The organism is Corynebacterium sp. MSK008, assembly GCF_030232585.1.
Lineage (GTDB): Bacteria > Actinomycetota > Actinomycetes > Mycobacteriales > Mycobacteriaceae > Corynebacterium.
On sequence record NZ_JASPJX010000005.1, the window covers coordinates 14,247 to 38,058 of the forward strand.

Sequence of the window (23,812 nt, forward strand, 5' to 3'; positions counted from 1 at the left end):
GGCTTAATCCATCCTTTCGGCCGGCGGCACGTGGTCGCCGTGGTGGTCTGGGCCGTGGTCGACGTAGGGTTCCCAGGCCACGGTTTTCGGGTCGATGGGGCTCTTGCTTAGCGACGGCCGAAGGTGCTCCTCCATATCCACCAAGCCAGCGATGACCTCTTCCGGGTCCGAGCCGAACGCTGCCTGCACCAGCAGGGTGATCGGCCCGTCGGGGGTAACGGGGTGGCGCAGCCCCATGGACAGCGTGCCTGGCGTTGCGGTGATGGAGGTGGAGAACCAGAACACGTCCCAGTCCGTGTTCAGGCGCAGCGGGTAGTAGATGACGATGGGGTCGAACGTCGTCGCCGGGTTGAACGCCTTGGCGACGGCGTCGAAGCCGGCCACGAAGATCTCTTTAGCAATCCAGATGGCGTATCCCACGCCGTGGAAGAAGCCTCGCATTAGTTCTCGCCTCCATTGGTTTCGGCGCCGAAGGTGTCGCCGGGTGCGGGGACGCCGATGGGGTCCTCGCCGAGCACGGCGGTGGTGTAGGCGTCAACGTCGAGCAGGTCGTCGACGGCGTTGGTGGTGATGTCCCACATGTGGCCGGCGAAGATGAACATGCACAGCGATATGACCATCAGCACTGCGGACGGCAGCATGAAGCTGGCGCGGACGTTGAGCGCCTCGGGGTAGTTCTGCATCGGCCGGCCCCAGAACACGCGCTGCCACATGCGCATCATGGACAAAAGCGCGCCGAAGGAGGCGACGATGATGGCGGTGATGGCCACCCAGGAGCGCCAGTCCCCGGCGGAGGCTGCCGCAAGCACGACGGTGACCTTGCCGAAGATGCCGGAAAACGGCGGGAAGCCCACGATGGAAAACGCGCCGGCGACGAACACGGCGGACGTCCACGGGTCGCGCCGGGCGATGCCGGAGAGTTTCGCCATGGTGCCGGTGCCGTAGGTCTCCTCGATCGCGCCGGAGTTCAGCACAAGTGCCGCGATGGTGATCATGTGGTGCAGGGTGTAGAGCAGGCCGGCGGCGAGGGCGTAGCGTGCGTCGTCGTTAGTAAAGGCCAGCATGATCAGGATGAACGGCATGCCGTTGACCATTTGGTAGGCCAGCACGCGGCGCATGGTGGCCTCGGCCAGGCCGGCGAAGCCGCCGATGATCATGGAAATGACCATGACCACGATGAGCAGCGTGTTCCAACGCGGGTCCATGTCGAACATGACCACCCAGATGCGGAAGAGCATGTACACGGCCACCTTGGTGTGCAGGCCGGAGAACAGGCCCATCACGGCCGCGGAGGTGGACGGGTAGGTGCGCGGCAGCCAGGTGTAGACGGGGAACACGCCGGCCTTCGCGGCGATGGCGATGACGACGATGCCGGTGGCCACCGTCGCCGGGCCGCCGCCCGCGGCCACGCCCTGCAGCGACGCCAGGTTCACGGCGCCGGTGACGGCGTAGAGGTAGCCCACGCCGAGCACCAGCATTGTCGACGCCGCCAGGTTCACCAGCACGAACATGCGCGCAGACAACAGGCGGTGGCGGGTGCCCGTCATGGCGATCAGGCCGTAGGACGGCAGCAGGCACACCTCGATCATGACGAAGAAGTTGAACAGGTCGGCTGTGAGTAGCGCGCCGGAGACGCCGGTGACCAGCACGAGCGAGAGCGGCACGTAGAACCGGGACTGGGTTTCGCCGACGACGATGGCGAACCAGTTGGACATCAGCGCCACGATCATGGTGGTCACGATCATCACGGCAGAGAATGTGTCGGCGGCGAAGGAGATGCCCACGCCGCCCTGGTACAGGCCGATGACGTGGCTGATCGTGCCGTGGTCGCGGGTGTAGCCGTAGAGCCACACGCCGAGGCCTAAGTTGATGGCGGGGATGAGGATCGCCAGCGCGTCGTTGAGCCACTTCCAGGGGCTGAGCGCCGTGACCGCGGAGACGATCAGCGGCAGCGCGACAAATACGGGCAGGATTGCGTCTACGGCCATTAGTCGGTCACCCTCAGGCTTTCGTTGTCAACGTGGCTGATCTCGCGTGCGCGGATCTCCTCCAGCTTCTTCTGGTTCAGCCGGGCGTTGCGGCCGGCGGTGGACAGGGCCGACGGGCTCAGCCGCATCTTGGAGTAGCCGGCGTCGGTGCCGGTGGGCTGCTCCGCGGTGTCGTCGTTACGCCCCAGTGCGGAGAGCATGAGCAGGATCGTGGTGGTGGCCATGGCGATCACGATGGCGGTGAGCACGAACGCCTGGGGCAGGGGGTCGCCCATGTCCTCGAATGCCACACGCGAAGGGAAGGCTTCCCCGCGCCACGCGCCGACGCCTGCTGCGAGCAGGGTGAGGTTGGTGGCGTGGCCGAACAGGGACATGCCGAAGATCACCCGCACGAGGCCGCGCTGGAGAACCAGGTACACGGATCCCGCGACCAGGACTGCGATGGTAAGTGCCATGACCATGGGTTAGTGCTCCTTCGTGGTAACCGGTCGCGGGTCGTGCGCCGGGTTGATCGGCTCCGGGTGCGCGTCCACGGGGTTTTCGGGCTCCAGCGGGGCCGGGATGCTCGGCAGCGGGTTGTCCTCCTCGTCGCGCGAGTAGTCCAGGTCCGACAGGTCCATGCCGGGGCGCAGGTAGCCGCCGAGCGCGTTGATCGCGGCGGTGACCATGCCCAGCACGGCGAGGTAGATGCCGAAGTCGAAGATCAGCGAGGTGGTCATGTGTTCGCCGGCGATCTCGCCGTGGATGGCGTACATGAACCCGCCCTCGATGAAGCCGAGGAAGCCTGAGCCGATGGCGATGATGATGCCCCAGCCGGTCAGGCGGATCGGGGTGAAGTTTTGCACCACGTCCGCGTCCGCGCCGCGCGAAAGGTAGTTGATGGCGAACGCCGTGGCCATCACAAGCGCTGCGACGAAGCCGCCGCCGGGGGCGGTGTGGCCGCGGAAGAAGATCAGCACGGACAGCACCACCAGCACCGGCGCCACCAGGGCTGCGGCTTTGCGCAGCGGGATGGAGTTGAGCTGGGACTGGCCGAACGGGCGCGGGCGGGTGCCGGCCTCGAACAGGTGGCGCGGCATGGAGCTGACCACCGCGGCGATGACCACGGCGGCCATGCCCAGGACGGACAGCTCGCCCAACGTATCGAAGCCACGGAACTCGACGATGATCACGGCGACGATGTTGTCGGCGCCGGTGACGTCGCCGCCTTCGGTGAGGTACCACTCGGCGAGCTCGGAACGGCCGCGGCGGCCGGTCAGGCCGTAGACGCCGAAGAAGGTGACCACGCCCGCGATCAGGGCGAAGATGGAAGCGAGTGCCTTGCGACGAGCCTTCGTCTCCGGGAACATGCGCGGCTGGTAGCGAAGCACCACCAGGATGACCACCACGGTCAGCGACTCGACCAGGAACTGCGTCATGGCCACGTCCGGGGCGCCCAGCAGGAACATCTGCAGGGTCATGCCCACGCCGACGGTGCCCAGCAGCACGGCGGAGGCGAGACGGGAGCGGGTGAACACCATGCCCAGGACGGACATCGCGATGATGGCGAATGGGATGAGGTCCCACCACACGTCCAGGCCCTCAGCGCGCGGGGCCGGGGTGACGCCGTCGATGCCGTCGGTCAGGCCGATCACGCACAGGCCCATCGCGGTGACGGACGCCAGCAGCGGGAAGAGGTGGCGCGACGGGTTGAAGCCGTCGGCCAGCGAGCCGAGCTGCTTGCCCAGGTTGGACAGGCTGCGGGTGAGCCAGGCCAGCACCTCGGTGCCGTCCGCGGGCAGAAGGTCCTTGTTCTCCAGTGCGGCGAAGACGGGCTTGCGGAAGAACACCACGAACACCACGCCGGCGACCAGCACTGCCATAGACACCAGGAATGGCGGGGTCACGCCGTGCCAGAGTGCGAGGTGGGTGGCGAAGCTGTCGTCGCCCGTCACGGCGCGCACGCCTGCGGAGACGGGGTTGTCCACCCAGAACAGCAGGAAGGGCAGCACCGCGGAGGTCAGACCCGGCAGCGCGGCGGGCAGCCAGAGGGCGGCGGGGGCTTCGTGGACGTCGGGGAGGTCCTTTGGTCCGTCGATAAATGCGCCGAAGACGATCTTCGCCGAGTACACGAAGGTGAGGAACGCGGCGATGCCGGCCACCGTGAGCAAAAGCGCCCCGTAGGAGGATTCGTGGAAGGCATCCAGGATGGATTCCTTGGACACGAAGCCGAACAGCGGCGGGATCGCGGCCATGGATGCGGCGGCGACGACGGTGGAGGCGAATGTGAACGGCATCTTGTTGTAGAGCGGGCCCAAACGGCGCATGTCGCGCGAGCCGGCTTCGTGGTCCACCACGCCGATGAGCATGAACAGCGAGGACTTAAACAGCGCGTGCGCCAGCGTGTGCGTCAGCGCCGCGGCCAGGGCGATCGGGGTGCCGATGCCGATCGCGGCGACGATCCAACCCAGGTGGGACACGGTGGAGTACGCAGTGAGGTGCTTCAGGTCCGTCTTGGTAATGGCGAACAGCGCGGACATCAGCGCGGTGAACAGGCCTGCGGTGACCAGCAGGTAGTTCCACGCGGCGACGTCCGAGAAGATGGTGGAAAAGCGCAGCAGCACGTAGATGCCGGCCTTGACCACGGCCGCGGCGTGCAGGAACGCGGACACCGGGGTGGCGGCGGCCATGGCCTCGGGCAGCCAGAAGTGGAAGGGGAACTGCGCGGCCTTGGTGAACGCGGAAAACGCGATGAGCAGCGCGACTACGACGGTGACGCGGTTGTCGCCCCAGATGTCGGCAGCGAGGATGTCCTGCAGGCGCGTCGTGCCGGTCTGCGCGGAGGCCACGGCCAGGCCAGCCAGCAGCGTCAGGCCGCCGAAGAAGGTGAGGATCAGGGTGCGGTAGGACCCGGCCTCACCGGAGGAGCCGGAGCGTGCGATGAGCAGGAACGACGCGATGGAGACGAGCTCCCAGGCGATGAACAGCAGCACGGCATCGTCCGCAAGCACAAGCAGCAGCACCGACAGGGTAAACGCCGTCATGATGGTGTAGAAGCTGGTGTTGCCGTCGCGCTCGGGCAGGTACGCGGCGGAGTACAAAAAGACCACGCCGCCGATGACCAGCGCCAGCAGCGCGAAGAAGATGCCCAGCCCGTCTGCGCGCAGCGCGAAGTCCACGGAGGTGCCCGTGCCCATCACGTCGTGCGCCCACTCCTTGGACCATTCGAGGTCCGTTCCGCGGGAGACTTCTGTGAACTTGGAGCCGAGCACGGCCGCGGCGGCGAAGAGTATCGCCGCGAGCGGGTACCCGGCCTTCTTGTCCATGACTCGCACGAGGATCGGTGAGAGCACCACCGTCGCTGCGACGAGCCCGATGACAAGGGGAAGTGTCATGGTGAACCCATTTCATTCCATGGTTTTGGCAAGAACCCTTACGACAGTATCAAGGCTGCCGACACGGTTCTAACGGTGCGCAGTTCGGGCGATGGGCTGGCGGTGCGCCTCCCGCAGCAAGTTGGGCGCGAGTGCTAAGAACAATGCCATGAAATCGGGCAACGCGTGGCGGTTGGTGTGTGCGCTTCTGGCGCTGGTTGTCGGGGTGTTTTTGCCCATGAATCCGGCCGACACATGGGCGAACGCGGGGCGCGATGCTGAGGTTTCGGGCGCCCCGCAGGTCGGCCCCGACAACTTGGGGGATGCGCGCCGCGCGGCCGGTGAGGCCGGGCAGCAGGCGAAGGTGCTCAAGGAGGGCGCCGGCCAGCTTGCTGCGGGCATCGGGGAGGCGCAGGGGCAAACTCAGCAGCTTATCGACGCCCTCGCCGCCGCCCAGTCCGGCTCCCAGCAACTCGCCGACGGCATGGTCGAGCTCCAGGCCGGCACCGGCCAGTTGGGTGCGGGCGCGACGCAGCTGGCGGATTCCATCGGCGAGGTGGTCGGCCAGGTGTCCGGGTTTGAGGCGGTGCGCGGCCAGGTGGTCAGCGCGATCGACCGTTCCCTGGAGGAACTTAAGGACGCGAAAGACCCGGAGGCGGTCAAGGCCCGCGAGTCGCTGAAGGACCTGCGGGCCCAGGCGGAGACCGCCCAGCTGCCGCCGGACGTGGTGGCGAAGATGAACCAGCTTCGCGACGGCTCCCGCGACCTTGCCAATCAACTCGCCGTGCCGGGCTACGGCTACCACGACGGTATATATACAGCCACCAACGGATCCGCCGAGCTGGCCGCGGGCTTGCGTGAGCTGCAGGCGCAGACCGGGCAGGCCACCGGCGGCATCGACGAGTTAGTCGCCGGTGTGGAAAAGATCAACCAGATGGCGGGCATGAACGCCGACAAGGTAGGCGCGGTGCGCGCAGCCCTGCCGGTGCCGGCGGCCACGCCGGGTGCTGCCGAGGCTGAGCCGGCCGGCTCCACGCTCGCCCCGGTGGCAGCGATGCTGCTCGCCGCGATGGCCGTGCTGGGCGGCACCGCGCTCGCGGCGGCGGCGTGGTTCGCATCCCGCGGGCGCTGGTGGATCCTGGGCGCCGGTTCCGTGGTTTTGGCCGCCGCGGGCACCATCTTGGCCGGGGTGATCGGATCCGGGTTTGGCGCGCAGGAATACGGGATTGCGTTTGCGGGTCTGCTGCTGGGCACACTCGCCAGCGCGGGCCTGGCTTCCGTGTTAAGTCGAGCGTTCGGCGCTGGGGCTGGTCTTGGCGTGTCAGGCGTGCTCGCCTTGGTACAAACCGGACTTGTCGGCTGGGTGTGGCGCACCGCGACCACCGCGCAAGTCGACTCGGTGTGGGTTGCGTTGTCGCAAGCAGCGCCGATGCACTGGGCGTCGACAGCGGTGTCCGCTGCGGGTAACAGCGGCGACTACCGCGGTATCGTCTCGGCGGTGCTGCTGTCCGCCCTGCTTGCGGTGGCGGGCCTGGTTGGGGCACGGGGTCGTCGTTAAGCAAAAGCTTAGGTAGACAGCCGTTTCTATGATCCCTAAAATGTGATGTTATCTGTCACCTCTCCGTTGGGACGTGGTGACCCTTCACTTCAAAGAGGAGCATAAATGGCTGAATCAACCCGCCGTTTCCGTAATTCAACCTCGCGCAGCATCGCGGCAACATCTGCGATTGCGCTCGCGCTCGGTGGCGTGAGCGTCATCGCCCCGGGCCCGCTGGCACCGTACGCCGCGGCCGCCACATTGTCCGGCGGAGTCCGCGACAAGTCCGGCGCGGTAGAGCAGGACGCCCAGAAGGCCTCCGACCTGCCGGCGGGGTCGTGTGTTGTTTCAGAGGCCAACACCGCTGATCACAGCCAGGCTGGTTTCAGCTGGAACACCCGGGAGCCGGGTACAGACAGCACCGACAAGACCCTGTGGGGCTTAAGCGTCTCTTTTGATAACTCGAAGGACCGCACATTTGCCGATTGGTCCTTCACCAATGGGGGGAACCTTGGCAAGGTCTTAGGTACCGACAATGTGCCTTCCATGGAGGCCGGCCAGACCTTCCTTGACGAGAGCGTCACGCACAAGGCTGACGAAAGCATCGAAATTACTGGTTCTCGCGACCAACGAAACCTAAATCTCTACGCAGATCTCACTGCTGAGGAGGTCAAGCAGTTCGCTTCGGCCACTGCCGAGAATCCCGTGCGCTACGCCTGGCAGGGCAATTACACGAAGGATCACACTTCGGGCTTGAGAGCCACGCAAGGTCCCAGCTCGACATTCCGCGCTGTTGTAAACCCGTGGCCGAGCGAGAACATTGAATGTAACCCGATCACGGTGTCGTGGGAGTCTTTCGAGAAGCACGTCATCGTCCCCGATGACGAGACCAAGGTCGGCACGATCAACGTTCCTCCCGTGGAGGGCGACGGTGGCGGCAAGGACGATTCCATGGCCCGCATGGTCGTAGAGGCCTACGACGGCAACGGCAAGTTCATCGGCACCACCGACCCGGAAGCCTCCGGTGGTACGCAGAACCTGCGTATCGACGAAGATGGCAATATCTTCTTCACCTGGCCGGAGTACCGCGGTACTGACCTGGCGACCGACAAGAACGTGAACTTCTCCGTTCTGGCGAAGCCGCGTACCGTTAACCAGCTCCAGGCTGCTGTTGAGCACAACAACGGCGGCGAAGGCAAGGCCTTCGACAGCTCCAACTCGCTGGATCGCTACAGCAAGGCGAACGTCATCGACTCCAAGGCGTTCTCGCTGGATGACACCGAGTACCACGACCCGAAGTACGACAAGACGGACGCTTCGATCATCTCCGGCGTGGATAGCGAGACTGGGAAGGCTTTCCCCAAGATAGAAGGTGAGAATCCTCCGCAGCAGACGGTCACCTTCACCCAAATCCCTGACCTGATCAAGGACTTGGCGAAGAAGAAGGATCAGCAGGGGTTCGAAGCCAAGGTCGCCCTGGATGAGAAGTACGTCTACGAGGGCTGGACCGTGGAGATGGACGAGGACTACAACGTCACCGTCACAGCTCCGGAGGAGCCACGCCCGGGCACCTTCGCGCGCCCTGTCGTAACAGTGGAGTACTCCAACGGTTCCACGGACAAGCTGGAACTCCTCGTGGTTGTCGATCCGAACAACACTCAGGTCACCGACCTGGTGCGTCCGGGCCTGACGAAGGGCACCATCGGTGACGATCTCACTGCCCAGGTGGGCACCAAGTCCATCATGAAGGGCCACAAGCCGGTCCACCCGGCTAAGTTCGAGATCGATGAGTCCACCGTGCCTGAAGGTTGGACCGTGACGGTCGATGAGACCGGCAAGGTCACCGCGAAGGCGGACGACACCGTGGCGCCGGGCACCATCATCACCCCGACGGTGAAGGCGACCTACCCGGATGACACCACCGATGAGATCGAGACCCAGTTCCAGGCGATCGTCGACATCAAGATCCCCGACTACGACACGGTGACCAATAAGCCGAACGCGAAGGTCACTCTCAAGCCCGAGGTTCCGGAGCGCGGCCTGAGCGGCAACACGACCGACGAAGCGCCGAAGCGCTACACCTTCGCGGACGGCAAGACGGAGTACACCCACACTGACGACAGCGGTACGTGGACGGTCAAGATCGACGAGAACACGGGTGCGATCACCACGACCATCCCGAAGACCGCACCTGAGGGCTACGTCTTGGATGTGCCAGTGCTCGCCTACTACGAGAATGCTGACGAGCCGCAGGAAGTAAAGGGCACCGTCGTCGTGCTGAAGGGCGACGTCGCTCCGGTGTACGACGTGCAGGTCACCGGCCCGAACAAGGCTGTGAACCACCCGGTGACGGGCGCGCCGGAAGGATCGACTTACTCCCTCAACTTGGAACCCAACGAAGAGGGCAAGTTTATTACCGAGGATGGTTGGGAGTACACCATCGATCCGGACACCGGTGTTGTCTCGGCAACCCCGCCGAAAACTGCTAAGCCGGGTGACAAGAAGACCATCACCGTGACGGTCCAGACCCCGGACGGCTCCCGCCCAGAGGTCCCCGTCACCACCGTGGTCAAGCTGACCAACAGCTGGGAGTCTGAGCCGGTGATCCCGTCGCAGACGGTGTACCCGGGTGGTACGGCGACGTCGCCGATTGGCGTCGAGAAGCCGGAGGGTATCAACCTTGCTGCCGACAAGCCGTTCGCTATCGACCCGGAGGGGCTCGAGGCCACCGGCGAGAACAACGAGTTCGGCAACCCGACTTACAAGGTGAGCACGGCGAATGGCGACTGGATCGTTGGACTGGATGACAAGGGCAACGTCATCTCCACCGCACCGGAGACCGCCAAGCCGGGCGACAAGATCGACGTTCCGGTCATCGTGACCTACGAGGACGGCTCGAAGGACAACACCACCGCAACCGTGAACGTCATCGACGTTCCGGAGCGCGAGATTCCGTTCAAGGTCGAGTATAAGTACGATGACACCATCCCTGCCGGCACCTACGAGGTTAAAACCAAGGGTGTGCCAGGCAAAGAGCAGATGAAGAAGGACGGTACTTGGGAACAGACCGAGGCGCCGAAGAACGAGGTCGTTGGCATCGGCACCAAGCCTGCCGAGAGTGCCAAGGACGTCACCTGGAAGTTCCCGATTCCGTACCCGACTGAGGTTCGCGAGAACCCGGAGCTCAAGCCTGGCGAGATGAAGACCGTCCAGGAAGGTGAAAACGGCGAGAAGACCTACACCGCTAAGTTCACCTCCAAGGGCGCTGAGGCACAGGTTGCTGAGGAAGAGACCACCAAGGACGCCAAGCCGCGCATCATCGAGGTTGGCCCGGGCATCCCGGATCAGGAACTGACCAGCAAGAAGACTCAAGAGGTCCCGTTCGAGATCGAGTACGTTTACGACAACACCCTCGAGTCCGGCAAGCAAGTTGTCGACGAAGAGGGCGTCCCGGGTGAGCAGACGATTACCTCGAGCCAGAAGATCAAGGACGGCAAGCCGGACGGTGAGCCGGCAATCAACATCGAGCAGACGAGGGCCCCGAAGAAGGCCAAGATCCGCATCGGTACCAAGACCACCGGTGAGACCACAAAGACCGTCGAGTCTGAGGTTCCGTTCGGTGTGAAGGTCGAGTTTGACCCGAACCTGCCTGCTGGCGAGTCCAAGGTGACGACGCCGGGCAAGCCGGGTAAGAAGACCACCACGGTGACCCAGAAGGTGACCAACTCCCAACCGGATGGCGAGGCCACCGTTGAAGAGAAAATCACCGAAGATCCGGTGGATCAGGTGATCAAGGTCGGCACCAAACCGTCCGAGACCTCCGAGAAGGTCGAGTGGAAGGCGCCGGTTCCGTTTGAGGTTGAGACCCGTCCGAACCCTGAGTTGAAGCCGGGCGAGGTGAAGGTTGTCCAGAAGGGCGAACCGGGTGAGAAGACCTACACGGCCAACTTCGCCTCCAAGGGCGACGACTCTTCGGTGACCCCCGAAGAGAAGCAGACCAAGGACCCAGTCAAGGAGATCATCGAATACGGCCCGATCATCGCCGACCAGACGCTGACCTCCACCAAGACCCGCGAGCTCGCCTTCGAGACCGAGATCGTCTTCGACGACACGCTGCCGGCAGGCGAGCAGGTTGTCGACCAGCAGGGCGAAAAGGGCGAAGAGCTGATCACCTCGACGCAGGAGATTAAGGACGGCAAGCCTTCCGGCGAGCCGACCATCTCCACCGAGGAGACCAAGGCTCCGAAGAAGGCCATCATCCGCGTTGGCACGAAGCAGGTGGAGCCGGAAGAGCCAGCCCCGGCGCCGTCGCCAAGCGTTGAGCCCCTGACCGTCGAGCTGCCGTACCCGGTGGAGTACACCTTCGACCCGAACCTGCCCGCAGGCGAAGAGGTCGTTGACCAGGAGGGCACTCCGGGCGCTAAGACGCTTCGCCCGAAGCTGGAAATGGTGGACGGCAAGCCGGTGTGGACGATCGAAGAGGTTGAAACCCAAAAGCCGGTCCAGCGCGTTGTTCGCGTAGGCACCAAGCAGGCGGAAACCAACCCGTTCACCTGGACTTCCGAGGTTCCGTTCAACACCATCGTTCGCCCCAGCAACGACCCCAATCTCGCACCTGGTGAGACGAAGGTCATCCAGCTTGGCGAGAACGGCTCCACGAAGTACTCCGCCAACCCGGAAACTGGCGAGGTGACCAAGCTCGAGGACAAGAAGCCGGTCGAGCGCATCGTTGAGTACCGCCCGGATGTCAACGACGATGCGCTGGTGACCCGACTGACCCGCCCGGTTCCGTTCGAGACCGAGGTGGTCTACGACCCGAACTTGCCGGAGGGCGCGCAGCGGATCGAGCAGGGCGAGTTCGGCGAAGAGGTCGAGACTACGACCCAGCAGATCAAGGACGGCAAGCCGTTCGGCGATCCGGCCAAGAACACCGAGCGGACCCGTGAGCCGAAGAACGCCGTGATCCGCATCGGCACCAAGAAGACGCCGGAGAACGCCTCCGTGACCGAGCTGGAGGTCCCGCCGACAACGCAGCTGATCTTCGACCCGTCGCTCGAGCCGGGCGAGCAGGTTGTTGTCCGCGAGGGCACGCCGGGCACCGTCCGCGTGACCACCGTCGATGGTGAGACCACCGTGGAAAACACCCTGGACGCCATCCCGCGCCTCGTCCGCGTCGGCGCGAAGCAGCCGGACCAGCTGAACTGGCTCGAGCCGCTGCCATTCAAGGTGATTGCGACGGAGAACCCGGACCTGCCAGCTGGCGAGCACAAGGTGATCCAGGAAGGTAAGCCGGGTCTGGTGCAGCACGTGGGCGACACCGCCACCACTGTCACCGAGCCGCAGGACTACATCCTGGAGATTGGCACCGCGAAGGATCTCCAGGAAAAGCGCGAGGTCATCACCGAGCCGATCCCGTTCGAGACCATCTTCGTCGAGGATGACACCCTGGCCGCTGGCGTGGTCAAGGTGGACACCCACGGCGAGAATGGTGCGAAGCGCACCACCAAGGTCTGGGAGATGAAGGACGGCCAGGAACTCGGCGACCCGACGGTGACCGACGAGACGCTGCGCGAGCCGCAGAACCTGATCATCCGAGTGGGCACTGGCAAGCCGGCCGAGGAAAAACCGGAGGATCCGAAGCCGGAGCAGCCGAAGCCGGAGACCCCACCGGAGGACCAGCAGGGCTCCTCCGCGGAGCGCTGCGTCGCCAACGCGTTCGCCGCGAACAGCCCGCTGCTGTGGCTGCTGCCGATCGGCCTGCTCGGCGCAATCGGCTACGGCGTCAACGAGATGTACGGCCCGCAGATCAACCAGGCATCCGGCGCGCTGAACGCCCGCTGGGAGGCATTCGTCCGCGAGAACACCCCGGACTTCGGCCGCGGCCGCCGCGGCACTGAGAAGCCGGAGTGGGTCCGCCAGGCGGAGGCTCAGGCAAACGCGCTGAACCAGCAGTTCAACCAGCGCTTCGCCGGCTACGGCGAGCAGCTGCGCCCGGTGGGCATCGCCCTCGGCGCCCTTGCTGCCGTCGCACTGACGGGCACGCTGATCGCCCAGGCTTGTAGCGAGGAGGGCTTCGACAACGGCATGACCGTGCTCGGCTCCACCGAGCGCAAGCTGGACTTCGGTGCGTCGTCAGAGAAGGCGGACGGCGCGCAGGCTGGTTCATCCTCGGAGACCGGTTCTTCCCGTAAGGACGGTTCCTCTGCGAAGTAGCAACCCGCGCCACTTCTAAGGCGGCCCCCGGAGCGATCCGGGGGCCGTTTTTCGCGTTTGAAGTCTCATCGCGGGGGAGTAGCCAGACCTTGAGACGCGCATAAAACACGGCTAATTGAACACCGATTTCACTTACCTGCAACACATATAGGGCCCGAGAGCTGCGCCGATGCGGGCGTAACCTGAAATTCACCTGAATGTAGCCTCCTGTACGCAACCTGGGAGTAGCTTGCGCCGTGGTTACAAAACCGTCCCTCTTACCTCAAGGAAGTCTTATGCGTTTCTCCTCCAAGGCAGTGGCAGCTGTCGTCAGCGTCTCCGCGCTGGCGATGGCGAACCTGCCGGTTTCCCTCGCTCAGTCCGCGGAGCAGGCGTTCAACGGCAAGGACACCTGCATCACCATTGATTCCGAAGGCAACGCCGTCGCGCCTCAGCCGGGCGACTGCACCCAGTTTGGCAAGGGCGGCCAGGGCAATTCCGACGCCCAGGCCCGCAACGTCATTTTCATCCTGGGCGACGGCATGGGCCACCAGGAGATCACCGCGGCGCGCAACTACCTCAAGGGCGCGAACGGCCGCTTCGAGGGCCTCGACGAGCTCACCGCGTCCGGCGCGTACACCACCTTCGCCGTGGGCAAGGACGGCAAACGCCAGTACGTGACCGACTCCGCCGCGTCCGCGACCGGCTGGTCCACGGGCGGAAAGACCTACAACGGCGCGCTGTCCGTGGACATCACCGGCAAGCCGCACGAGAACCTGCTGGAGATGGCGAAGAACGCCGGTATGCGCACCGGTAACGTCTCCACCGCGGAGATCCAGGATGCGACCCCGGGCGCGATGCACTCGCACATTTCCAAGCGCGGCTACTACGCACCGTCCGGCGACGCGAAGCCGGTCAAGGGAGCTGAAGCTCGTGAAAACGGCGGTCTTGGCTCCATCTCCGAACAGATCATCGATACCCGCGCCGACGTCACCCTGGGCGGCGGCCGCAAGTACTTCGACGCGGAGGTTCAGCAGGGTGGCGAGAACCGCAACCCGTTCCTGACCGACAAGAACGATGGCGGCGCCGACTGGGAGGCCGGCAAGTCCGTCCGCGAGAACGCGATTGCCAAGGGCTACCAGATTGTCGACGACAAGCAGGGCCTCGAGGGCATCACCGTCGCGAACCAGGACCAGCCGGTGCTCGGCCTGTTCCACGACAAAAACATGACCCGCAAGTTCGAGCAGACCGTGCCGGTGAAGTCCGATGGCACCACCGAGCCCGAGGTCTGCAAGGAAGCTGATCGCGGCAACGAGCCGTCCGCAGCTGAAATGACCAAGAAAGCCATCGAGCTTCTCGACGACCCGTCGGCGGACAAGGGCTTCTTCCTGCAGGTGGAATCCGCGTCCATCGACAAGGCGGACCACGCGGCCGACGCCTGCGGAATGATCGGCGAGACCGACCAGATCGACGAAGTGATCAAGGAGGCCCTGGACTTTGCCAAGAAGGACAAGGACACCCTGATCGTGGTCACCTCCGACCACGCACACACCGCCGAGATCATTCCGGACGGCCGCCCGTCCGTCTCCGCTGTGACCCGCCTGCAGTCCCCGAAGGACGGCGGCGCGGTCATGTCCGTCGGCTTCGGCACCATCCCGTGGCTGGATGAAGAAGGCAACCCGGTCTTTGACAAGAAGGCCAACGGCGAGCCGTTCGACACCCCGAACTTCTCCATGATGCACACCGGCTCCCAGGTACGCATCGCAGGCTACGGCCCGGGCTCCGAGAACGTCAACGGCCAGATCGACCAGACCGACGCGTTCTACGTCATGGCCAACGCGCTCGGCCTCAACGGCGGCACCGACGGCGGCCAGAAGCCGTGGAAGATCAATAAGGACAACAAGGTCGTTTCCCTGGCCAACCGTTCGAAGGCCAAGCCGGGCGACCAGCTGTGCTACCTCGTCGCCGCCGGCGAGGCTCCGAAGGTGGGCGACTGCGCCCAGTTTGGCACCGAGGGCCAGGGCATCGACAACGCCAAGGCGAAGAACGTCGTGGTCCTGATCGGCGACGGCACCGGCGACTCCGAGATCACCGCAGCCCGCAACTACCTGAAGGGTTCCGCCGGCCGCTTCGAGGGCCTGGACAACCTGGACTACACCGGGTACCTGACCACTTTCTCCCTGGATAAGGAGTCCGGTCTGCCCAACTACGTGGCAGACTCCGCCGCCACCGGCACCGCGTGGAACTCCGGCGTGAAGACGTACAACGGCGCCATCGGTGTGGACAACGCCGGTAAGCCGGTCGCCACCATGGGTGAGCTGGCCAAGGCTCGCGGGATGAAGATCGGCAACGTCTCCACCGCCGAGATCCAGGACGCGACCCCGGCTGCCTTCGCCGCGCACGCGCTCGACCGCTCCTACTACGCACCGTCCGGCGACAAGAAGGTGGCCAAGGGCGAGCAGCTGCGTGAAAACGGCGGCTTGGGCTCCATCTCGGAGCAGATCGTGGACCTGCGCGCGGACGTCACCCTCGGCGGCGGCCGCAAGTACTTCGACACCGAGGTCGTGCAGGGCGGCAAGTGGAACGCCAGCGGCAACACCTGGACCGCCGGCAAGTCGGTGTTGGACAACGCGAAGGACAACGGCTACCAGGTGGTGACCAACGCGTCCGAGCTCGAGGCCATCGCCGAGGCGAACTCTGACAAGCCGGTGCTGGGCCTGTTCTCCGAGGGCAACATGCCGCGCGTGCTCAACCAGTCCATCCCGACGACTGACGGCGGCGACCTGCAGCCGGCGACCTGTGTGGCCAACCCGGAGTTCACCGAGGAGACCCCGCGCCTGGGCGCGATGACCTCCAAGGCGCTCGAGCTGCTGCGCAACGACAATGGCTTCCTGCTCCAGGTCGAGTCCGCGTCCCCGGACAAGGCCGACCACCAGGCGGACGCCTGCGGCCTGATCGGTGAGGTCGGCCAGCTGGACGAGGCCGTCCAGGCCGTGCAGAAGTGGGTCGAGGAGACCGGCGAGGAGACCCTCATCGTCGCCACCGCCGACCACGCCCACACCGCGCAGATCACCTACGACAACGCCAACACCGCCGGCCGCGTGACCCAGCTGACCACGGTGGATGGCTCCACCATGGCGGTCAACTTCGCCACCTCCAAGACAAACGAGGACGAGGACGCCCTTGGCGGCCAGCAGCACACCGGCGCGCAGCTGCGCGTCGCGGCATCCGGCCCGGGTGCGGCGAACGTGACCGGCCAGATCGACCAGACTGACCTGTTCTTCCTGGTCAACAATGCCCTCGGCATCGAGAGCATCAACCACGGTCTCACCTTCGACACCACGATGACGCCGGTTGAGGCCCAGCCGGAGGGCGACTCCGAGAGCTCTGCGCAGGGTTCCTCGATCACCAGCCCGTTGCTGATCGCGGTGCTGTCCATCTCGGGCATCATCGGCCTGCTATCGCTCATCGCGCTGCTCTTCCCGTTCCCGGTCGATGAGGTGCTCGGCCCGATCGCGAAGCGCTAGACGCCTCCCGCCTATCGACGCCACGTCCCGCCCACCCCGCAATGCTCAGGGGTGGGCGGGACGTGTCGTTGACGCGGCTGTAGCGACTACATGCGCGGCATGTTCATACCGGGCACGTTGATGCCCAGCATCGGCAACGCCGCAACGATGCCAGCCAGCGCCAGCAGAGCAGCGATCACGCCGCCGACGATGGCGGCGACATTCGGGGTGTCCTTCATATCGCCCCTATCGGACGAGCCCTTGTCGCCCGGCTTCATGCCGTCTTTGTCACCCGGCTTGGTCTTATCCAGCGCGATGGGGGCGGTGGGGAAGTCCAGCTCCTTCGCGTCGCCGCTGGCGCAGGAGGCGGCGGCTGCGGCGTGAGCTACGTCGATAAGCTGCTGGTTCATAAAGAGCATGCCGCTGGGGGTTGCGGACCATGCCTCGTAGAGCTCGGAGCCCTCGGTGAACGGGGCTTCAGCCATCGGCATGGTGGAGGGGCCGACCATCCACGCGTCCAAGTCGACGTCCTCGAGGGTGGTGGCAGTGGTCGGCTCGGTCTCGTCGAGGATCCGCAGTGCATCGGTGTACGGCTTGACCAGCTCTGCCGGCAGGATCTTGGAGTGGTCCGGCGCCTCGCCCTTGAGGTCGGACTCGTTGGCGGCCATGACACCCGGGTAGACCGTTTCCACAGCGGCGATGAAGTCGCGGGCGCGCTCGTGCTCGCCGATCTGCTTGGCTTGGTCGAAGGTGTCCATGATGAACTCCTTCTCCATGTCCGCGAGGGTGACGGCGCAGTTGCCGCCCGCGTCCTTCTCTCCGACGGTGGCGGCGTGTGCCGGGGCGGCGACGACGCCGAGCGCGATCGCGCACGCGGCAGCGCTGGTGATGATGCGTTTCATGTGGGCCTCCTTGAGGCGTAGATGTGTACTCGAAGCGGTACACGCACCAGTGTGATGGAGGCTTTGTTGCGAGAGCGTTAACGCGGAGGAGACCCTGACACTTCGCGGCTGAATCTGTCAGGCAGTCCGCATATCCCCAGGTCGGCGCAGATGGCTGGCGTAATCTGTCAGAGATCCCGAGTCGCGGGCGCGACAAATGCGAAAACCCGCCTTGAAAGGCGGGTTTGTACTGGTCGGGATAACAGGATTTGAACCTGCGACCTCTTCGTCCCGAACGAAGCGCGCTACCAAGCTGCGCCATATCCCGGTTGTATCTTTGGGCTTGCGCCCGCGGTACTGGCAACACATTACCCCCGGGCGGCGATTCGGCCAAAACGGCAGGTAGTCGCCTGAACTACCTGCGCTCCACCACGCGGATCAGGCTCGCGGACGGCGGACAGAACAGCCGCACCGGCGCGTACTTGGACTGGCCCAGTCCGTTGGAGACCTCCATCCACATCTCGCCGTACTTGTGCAGGCCGGACGCGCGCTCGCGGTCGATGTCCGCGTTGGTCACAATCGCACGCTGACCGGGGAGACAGATCTGCCCGCCATGGGTGTGGCCGGCCAGGGCAAGCTGGTAGCCGTCGGCCTCAAACGAATCCAGCACCCTCCGGTACGGCGCGTGGAGCAGGCCAATGGACAGATCGGCGTCCTCATGAGGCGCGCCTGCCACCTCGGAGTAGCGGTCCAGCTCGTGGTGCGGGTCGTCCACGCCCGCCAGCGCCAGGCGCACCCCGGACGCCTTGAATTCGAGGCGGGCGTGGGTGGCATCTTGCCAGCCGCGCTCCACAAACGCGGCGCGCATCCCCTCCCAGGGCAGGTCCTCGTACGACGGCTCGCGCTTCGCCCCGGTCAGGTACTTCAGCGGGTTGACCGGCCGCGGCGCCCAGTAGTCGTTGGTGCCGAACACGAACGCACCCGGGCGGTTCAGCAGCGGGCCCAGGGCGTCGAGCACCCACGGCACACCGCCGACATCCGATAGATTGTCGCCGGTGTTGATCACCAGGTCCGGCTCGAGCGCGTCCAGGCTGGAGACGAACTCCACCTTCCGCCTCTGCCCCGGGATCATGTGCAGGTCGGAGATGTGCAACACCTTGAACGCATCACGGCCGTCCAACACCCCCGGCTCAAGCAGGGGCAAGGTGTACTCGCGCAGCTGGAAATTGTTGCGTTGGGTGTAGCCCCACGTCAGCGCGGCGGCGCCCGTCGATAGGCAAAGTGCTCCGATTCGCGTCAACTTCTTCACCCGCACCACTGTAATCTCGCATGCATGAGTGCACTGAAAGACCAGATCCGCGCAGACCTCAAGGAAGCCATGAAGGCGAAGGAAAAGGAGCGCACCGGCACCATCCGCATGCTGCTGGCCGCGATCCAGACCGCTGAGACCGAGGGCTCCAAGCACGAGGTGGACGACGCGGAGATTCAAAAGATCATCGCCCGCGAGATCAAGAAGCGCCGCGAGTCCGCGGACATTTATAAAACCAACGGCCGCGAGGACCTTGCCGAGGCCGAGCTCACCGAGGCGGGCATCCTCGAGGCGTACCAGCCGAAGCAGCTGGATGACGAGGAGCTTGCCAAGCTTATCGACGAAGCTATCGCCGAAACCGGCGCCGAGTCCATGGCCCAGATGGGGCAGGTCATGAAGGCCGCCACGGCGAAGGCCGAGGGCCGCGCCGACGGCAAGCGCCTCTCCGAGGCCGTCAAGGCGCGCCTGAGCTAGTTCGGGTTGCCGCCGCCGAAGACGTCGGCGATGGCATCGCGGGCGTCGTTCAGCGATTGCTCAAGCCCTTCGATCCCCGGCGGGGGAGCGGGGCTCGGCGGCGGCGGCGCGGTTGGCGACGAAGGAGCCGCGGCCGAGCTCGGCGGCGCGGAGGGGCTGGCGCTGGCGGCACCGGCGCCGTCGGAAACGTTCAGCGTCACCGTGGCGTTCGGTCCGTCCTGGACCGCGGAGACCACGGTGCCTGCCGGCGCGCCGGCGCCGTGGACCGTGTTCAGCGTGACCACGTAGCCCTGCGCCTCAAGCTGGGACTTCGCGGCGGAGGAGTACTGGCCGACCACCGCGTCCAGCGCCCCGCGCTTCGTGCCACGCACGTGCACCGGGCTCGCCGGAGGCAGACCGCCCGTAGCGGCACCCGGCACCCCGGCCGCCGCCTGGAACCAGGTGTCCGCGGCCTCGTTGCCGCCGAACAGCGTGCCGTACTGGCACTGGCGCACCGGCTGGGTACACAGCGGGGTGGACTGGGTGCCGTCGTTGTAGATGTACGGCGCGGCCGACATGCTGCGGGTAAATCCCAAAAACGCGGTGGAGTGGTGGGACTCCGTCGTGCCCGTCTTCGCGGCCGCTGGGGCGGACCAGCCGTTGTTGCGGGCTGAGACAGCAGCTGTGCCGTCGATAATGTCCTTCGCCATGCCGTGCGACAACGCGCCGGCGACCTCCGGATCCACAGCCTGCTCGCAGGCGGGGCGGTCGATGAAGACCTGCTTGCCGTGCTCGTCCAGCACTTCCTTGATCGGGTTCGGCTCGCACCAGCGCCCGCCCGAGGCCAAAGTGGCGCCTACGTTGGACAGCTCCAGCGCGTTCACGGCCAGCGGGCCCAAGGTGAACGCGCCCATGTTCTCTTCCTTCGCCGCCTGGGCGATGGAGCGGCCGTCGCCGAACGAGTTCTCGTCCGCGTAGGAGCGCAAGCCCAGGCGCACCGCCAAATCCACCACAGGTGCCACGCCGGTTTTCTGGATCAGCTCTACGAACGTGGTGTTCGGCGACTGTGCCAGCGCGTCCTGCAGCGTCATGCGCGGCGCGTAGGTGCCAGCGTTTTCCACACAGTACGCGCCCGGCGGGCAGTTGGCCGCGCCGCCGTCGCCCATGCCGTAGAGCACCGAGCGCACCGGTGTTTCCAGCATCGTGTTCAGGCCGTAGCCCTGCTCCAGTGCCGCGGCGGCGGTGAAGATCTTGAACACCGAACCCGCGCCGGCGCCCACCAGGGATGTCGGCTGCGGCAGGATGGTCTGGCTCTGGTCCAGGTCCAGGCCATAGAAACGCGAGGACGCCATGGCCAAAATGTCGCGGGAATCCGCGCCGGGGCGGATGACGTCCATCACCTCGGCCACGCCTGGGGCGTAGGGGCTGACGTTGTTGCGGACCGCGTTGTTGGCCGCTTCCTGCACCGCCGGGTCCAGGGTGGTGGTGATGGTGTACGAGCCGTTGAGGATCTGTTCCATGTCCAGGCCCTTGTCCGCCAGGTAGCGCAGGGCGTAGTCGCACATGAATCCCTTGTCGCCGGCGGTGATGCAGCCCTGGGGCAGCGTCTTCGGCCGCTCGAGAATGCCCAGCGGAGCGCCGGCCAAGCGGTCCGCTTCCGCCTGGTCCAGGTAGCCCTGGGCCGCCATGTTGTTCAAAACGATGTTGCGGCGCTGGGTGGCGCCTTCCGGGTTGGTGTACGGGTTGAGCGCTTCCACGGACTGCAGGATGCCCACCAGCAACGCAGCCTGTTCCGGCTTGAGCTCCCGGGCGGGGACGTCGAAGTAGGTCAGCGCCGCCGCCTCGATGCCGAAGGCGTGGTTGCCAAAGGAGACGAGGTTGAGATACCTGGTCAGCACCTCGTCCTTCTCCAGCGTCTTGTCCAGGTCGGAGGCCATGCGCATCTCGCGCAGCTTGCGGGGGATGGACTGCTCTGTGGCGGCGTTTGCCTCCTCCTCGTTCTCTGCGTCGATGAGCCAGAGGTAGTTCTTCACGTACTGCTGGTTGATCGTGGATGCGCCTTGTTCCACCCCGCCGGCGAGCACGTTGGTCACCATCGCGCGGGCGAAGCCCTGCATGTCCACGCCCTCGTGCTGGTAGAAGCGGCGGTCCTCCGTGGCCACCAGAGCGTCCTTGACGTGCTGGGAGATCCCGTCGCTGGCCACCTCGTAGCGGCGTTGCTTGAAAATCCAGGCCATGGGGGTGCCGGTGGCGTCGTTAATCGTGGTGACACCGGGGACGTCGCCGTGAGTGAGGTCGGAGAGGTTGGACTGCATCGTCTCGTCGGTGCGGGCGACGGCGGCGCCGCCCAGCCCTGCGATCGGGGCGAGGCACAGGGCAATCGCCAGCGCCGCCGCGACGAGCGCGGCCAGCAGGCTTCCTAGGGATTTCAGTGCGGACACGCCATTACCTTAAATGACTCGGCCCGCGCGCGGGAATATAAAAGACCCCCCAAAAATGTGACCCATTCGACAGAATACTTTCTCATGTGATTACATTTACATGGGATCGTAGATATACGGTCGGATGTATAAAACTGCGCCGGAGAGACGGCGCAGGTGAACGAGTAGAGGAGCACGGCTATGAGCACGGCTTTGGGTAACACCGCGCAGCGAAACGCACAACGGACCACGTCCCGCAAGTGCGACGCATCCGGACATCTCGTTTTTGACCGGGGGGATTGGGTAACGCACGCACACTGCCGCGGCAAGGACCCGGACGCGTTGTTCGTCCGCGGTGCGGAGCAGCGCAAGGCCGCCGCGATCTGTCGCGCGTGCCCCGTGCTCACCGAGTGCCGCGCCGACGCTCTGGACAACAGGGTTGAGTTCGGCGTCTGGGGCGGACTGACGGAGCGTCAGCGCCGCGCGGTGCTGCGCAAGAACCCGCACGTGACCGACTGGGCGGAGCACCTCTCGGCCGGCGGCGAAGTTGTCGGCCTGTAGGTAGTCTTGGGCGCCATGACGAAATGGGAGTACGCAACGGTTCCGTTGCTCACACACGCCACCAAGCAAATTCTGGACACCTGGGGCGAGGACGGCTGGGAGCTCGTCACCGTTACGCCGGGCCCGACTCAGGACAACGTTGTCGCTTACATGAAGCGGGAGGTCGAATAGATGTGGACTGATCGTCTGAAGGAGCTCGGCATCGAGCTTCCCGCCGTCGCTGCGCCAGTGGCGGCGTACGTGCCCGCCATCCAGGCCGGCAACCAGGTGTGGACGTCCGGCCAGCTGCCGTTTACCGACGGCAAGCTGCCCGCCACCGGCAAGGTCGGCGCGGGGGTTACCGAGGAGGCCGCGTACGGCTACGCCCGCCAGGCAGCGCTCAACGCGATCGCGGCGGTGGATGACCTTGTCGGTCTCGACAACGTCGCCCGCGTGCTCAAGATCGTCGGTTTCGTCGCCTCTGATCCAGCGTTTACCGGCCAGCCTGCTGTGATCAACGGCGCCTCCGAGCTCATGCAGGAGGTCTTCGGTGAGGCCGGTGCGCACGCCCGCTCCGCAGTGGGCGTGGCATCGTTGCCGATGGACACGCCTGTCGAGGTCGAGCTCGTCGCCGAGCTGAAGAGCTAGAACTCCAATAAACGGCTGCTAAGCGGGTACGCTGGGGCACATGCAACATCCCGCTTACAGCCAACTGCGCCCTGTGACCGCCAACGCCGCGGTGGTCCTGGCGCCGAACCCCAGCTACGCGGCGCTCGAGGGGACCAACTCCTGGGTGATCAGGGGTGAGGAGGATCAGCGAAGCATTGTCGTTGATCCGGGTCCGGAGGACGAGGGCCACCTCAACGTCCTCCACTCCAAGGCGGGGGAGGTGGCGCTGATCCTGCTCACGCACCGCCACCACGACCACGCGGATGGCGCGGAGCGTTTCCGCCAGCTCACCGGTGCGCCGGTTCGTTCGCTGGATCCGCAGTACAGCTCGGGGGCGGATCCGCTTATCGACGGCGAAGTGGTCGCCGTCGACGGCATCACCCCACGCCTGAAGGTCGTGGCCACCCCGGGCCACACCAGCGATTCTGTGTGCTTCTTTGTCTACCCGGGCGACCCGGAGACCACCGAACTGGAGGGCATCATCACCGGCGACACCATCGCTGGCCGCCACACCACCATGATCTCCGAGACCGACGGCGACCTGGGTAAGTACCTGGATTCCCTGGAACTGCTGGAGGAGCAGGGCAAGGACATCCCGCTGCTGCCGGGCCACGGCCCAGAAGGCGCGGACCTGTCGGCTTACGCCCGCAAGTACATCGACCGCCGCAACCAGCGCCTGGATCAGATCCGCGAGGCGCTGAAGGCCCACGGCGAGAACGCCGACATCAACACCTTGGTCGACGCCATTTACGACGATGTCGACCCGGTGCTACGCGGCGCCGCCGAGCAGTCCACCCGCGTGGCCCTGCGCTACCTGAAGGCTGCACCCTAGTCATCGGCAAAAATGGCCCAGCCACTGTGGCTGGGCCATTTTTCGTGCGCTCGTTGTTTGGGTTTTGTAAAGGTCGGCGCTTTTTTCGTTTCCGGCCTGCAAACCTCCAGCTCGGATTTTTGTGTTGCCGAG

Annotated in this window: 15 protein-coding genes and 1 tRNA gene; 8 read left to right on the forward strand and 8 right to left on the reverse strand. The window is 65.3% G+C overall.

Annotated elements, in window-relative coordinates:
* Positions 1-3: 3 nt before the first annotated feature.
* From QP996_RS05100 to QP996_RS05115, 4 genes are read right to left on the reverse strand one after another with little or no spacing between them, the layout of a single operon-like run.
* Positions 4-441, reverse strand: a complete 438-nt coding sequence (locus tag QP996_RS05100) for a monovalent cation/H+ antiporter subunit E (RefSeq protein WP_284871561.1) — start codon at positions 439-441, stop codon at positions 4-6.
* Positions 441-1,988 (reverse strand): monovalent cation/H+ antiporter subunit D family protein, encoded by a 1,548-nt coding sequence (locus QP996_RS05105; protein WP_284871562.1) that lies wholly within the window; start codon positions 1,986-1,988, stop codon positions 441-443. The genes QP996_RS05100 and QP996_RS05105 overlap by 1 nt, the downstream gene beginning before the upstream one ends.
* The gene (locus QP996_RS05110) at positions 1,988-2,449 is read right to left on the reverse strand and encodes a cation:proton antiporter subunit C (RefSeq protein ID WP_239217746.1); all 462 of its coding nucleotides are present in this window, start codon (positions 2,447-2,449) and stop codon (positions 1,988-1,990) included. The genes QP996_RS05105 and QP996_RS05110 overlap by 1 nt, the downstream gene beginning before the upstream one ends.
* Positions 2,450-2,452: 3 nt before the next feature.
* Positions 2,453-5,362 carry a DUF4040 family protein gene (locus QP996_RS05115; protein ID WP_284871563.1) on the reverse strand — a complete coding sequence of 970 codons (2,910 nt, stop codon included), beginning with the start codon at positions 5,360-5,362 and terminating at the stop codon, positions 2,453-2,455.
* A gap of 148 nt (positions 5,363-5,510) precedes the next feature.
* On the opposite strand from QP996_RS05115, the gene QP996_RS05120 reads away from it, so the two are divergent.
* The 3 genes from QP996_RS05120 to QP996_RS05130 all read left to right on the forward strand — a co-directional run bounded on the left by QP996_RS05120 (position 5,511) and on the right by QP996_RS05130 (position 16,597).
* The gene (locus QP996_RS05120; protein WP_284871564.1) at positions 5,511-6,899 is read left to right on the forward strand and encodes an ABC-2 family transporter permease; all 1,389 of its coding nucleotides are present in this window, start codon (positions 5,511-5,513) and stop codon (positions 6,897-6,899) included.
* Between the two features lie 105 nt (positions 6,900-7,004).
* Positions 7,005-13,091: a G5 domain-containing protein gene (locus tag QP996_RS05125; protein WP_284871565.1), complete on the forward strand. Its 6,087-nt coding sequence runs from the start codon at positions 7,005-7,007 to the stop codon at positions 13,089-13,091.
* A gap of 275 nt (positions 13,092-13,366) precedes the next feature.
* Complete coding sequence (locus tag QP996_RS05130; RefSeq protein WP_284871566.1) at positions 13,367-16,597, forward strand: alkaline phosphatase; 3,231 nt, start codon at positions 13,367-13,369, stop codon at positions 16,595-16,597.
* A gap of 86 nt (positions 16,598-16,683) precedes the next feature.
* Here QP996_RS05130 and QP996_RS05135 read toward each other — a convergent pair whose 3' ends face one another.
* The 3 genes from QP996_RS05135 to QP996_RS05145 form a co-directional block, all read right to left on the reverse strand.
* The gene (locus QP996_RS05135; RefSeq protein WP_284871567.1) at positions 16,684-17,478 is read right to left on the reverse strand and encodes a hypothetical protein; all 795 of its coding nucleotides are present in this window, start codon (positions 17,476-17,478) and stop codon (positions 16,684-16,686) included.
* A 230-nt stretch (positions 17,479-17,708) separates the two neighbouring features.
* Positions 17,709-17,785: transfer RNA gene (locus tag QP996_RS05140), tRNA-Pro, on the reverse strand.
* Positions 17,786-17,872: 87 nt separating this feature from the next.
* The gene (locus tag QP996_RS05145; protein WP_502870128.1) at positions 17,873-18,811 is read right to left on the reverse strand and encodes a metallophosphoesterase; all 939 of its coding nucleotides are present in this window, start codon (positions 18,809-18,811) and stop codon (positions 17,873-17,875) included.
* On the opposite strand from QP996_RS05145, the gene QP996_RS05150 reads away from it, so the two are divergent.
* The gene (locus tag QP996_RS05150; RefSeq protein ID WP_284871569.1) at positions 18,791-19,240 is read left to right on the forward strand and encodes a GatB/YqeY domain-containing protein; all 450 of its coding nucleotides are present in this window, start codon (positions 18,791-18,793) and stop codon (positions 19,238-19,240) included. The two genes, QP996_RS05145 and QP996_RS05150, sit on opposite strands and share 21 nt — an antisense overlap.
* On the opposite strand, the gene QP996_RS05155 is transcribed toward QP996_RS05150, so the two are convergent.
* Positions 19,237-21,660: a penicillin-binding protein gene (locus tag QP996_RS05155; protein WP_284871570.1), complete on the reverse strand. Its 2,424-nt coding sequence runs from the start codon at positions 21,658-21,660 to the stop codon at positions 19,237-19,239. The genes QP996_RS05150 and QP996_RS05155 overlap by 4 nt on opposite strands.
* A gap of 180 nt (positions 21,661-21,840) precedes the next feature.
* Here QP996_RS05155 and QP996_RS05160 point away from each other — a divergent pair, with 180 nt between their 5' ends.
* The 4 genes from QP996_RS05160 to QP996_RS05175 are packed head-to-tail and all read left to right on the forward strand — an operon-like array spanning position 21,841 to position 23,680.
* Positions 21,841-22,200, forward strand: coding sequence for a WhiB family transcriptional regulator (locus QP996_RS05160; protein WP_284871571.1), 360 nt, complete (start codon positions 21,841-21,843; stop codon positions 22,198-22,200).
* Positions 22,201-22,215: 15 nt separating this feature from the next.
* On the forward strand, positions 22,216-22,371 hold the full coding sequence (sp36, locus tag QP996_RS05165; protein ID WP_284871572.1) for a Sp36 family protein: 156 nt from the start codon (positions 22,216-22,218) through the stop codon (positions 22,369-22,371).
* Positions 22,372-22,827 (forward strand): RidA family protein, encoded by a 456-nt coding sequence (locus QP996_RS05170; protein ID WP_284871573.1) that lies wholly within the window; start codon positions 22,372-22,374, stop codon positions 22,825-22,827.
* A 40-nt stretch (positions 22,828-22,867) separates the two neighbouring features.
* The gene (locus QP996_RS05175; protein WP_284871574.1) at positions 22,868-23,680 is read left to right on the forward strand and encodes an MBL fold metallo-hydrolase; all 813 of its coding nucleotides are present in this window, start codon (positions 22,868-22,870) and stop codon (positions 23,678-23,680) included.
* The last annotated feature ends 132 nt before the right edge of the window (positions 23,681-23,812 follow it).

Bases quoted from the DNA above. Each gene is read 5' to 3' on its own strand.
- QP996_RS05100 (WP_284871561.1), bottom strand. From the start codon at position 441: ATGCGAGGCTTCTTCCACGGCGTGGGATACGCCATCTGGATTGCTAAA.
- QP996_RS05105 (WP_284871562.1), bottom strand. From the start codon at position 1,988: ATGGCCGTAGACGCAATCCTGCCCGTATTTGTCGCGCTGCCGCTGATC.
- QP996_RS05110 (WP_239217746.1), bottom strand. From the start codon at position 2,449: ATGGTCATGGCACTTACCATCGCAGTCCTGGTCGCGGGATCCGTGTAC.
- QP996_RS05115 (WP_284871563.1), bottom strand. From the start codon at position 5,362: ATGACACTTCCCCTTGTCATCGGGCTCGTCGCAGCGACGGTGGTGCTC.
- QP996_RS05120 (WP_284871564.1), top strand. From the start codon at position 5,511: ATGAAATCGGGCAACGCGTGGCGGTTGGTGTGTGCGCTTCTGGCGCTG.
- QP996_RS05125 (WP_284871565.1), top strand. From the start codon at position 7,005: ATGGCTGAATCAACCCGCCGTTTCCGTAATTCAACCTCGCGCAGCATC.
- QP996_RS05130 (WP_284871566.1), top strand. From the start codon at position 13,367: ATGCGTTTCTCCTCCAAGGCAGTGGCAGCTGTCGTCAGCGTCTCCGCG.
- QP996_RS05135 (WP_284871567.1), bottom strand. From the start codon at position 17,478: ATGAAACGCATCATCACCAGCGCTGCCGCGTGCGCGATCGCGCTCGGC.
- QP996_RS05150 (WP_284871569.1), top strand. From the start codon at position 18,791: ATGAGTGCACTGAAAGACCAGATCCGCGCAGACCTCAAGGAAGCCATG.
- QP996_RS05160 (WP_284871571.1), top strand. From the start codon at position 21,841: ATGAGCACGGCTTTGGGTAACACCGCGCAGCGAAACGCACAACGGACC.
- sp36 (WP_284871572.1), top strand. From the start codon at position 22,216: ATGACGAAATGGGAGTACGCAACGGTTCCGTTGCTCACACACGCCACC.
- QP996_RS05170 (WP_284871573.1), top strand. From the start codon at position 22,372: ATGTGGACTGATCGTCTGAAGGAGCTCGGCATCGAGCTTCCCGCCGTC.
- QP996_RS05175 (WP_284871574.1), top strand. From the start codon at position 22,868: ATGCAACATCCCGCTTACAGCCAACTGCGCCCTGTGACCGCCAACGCC.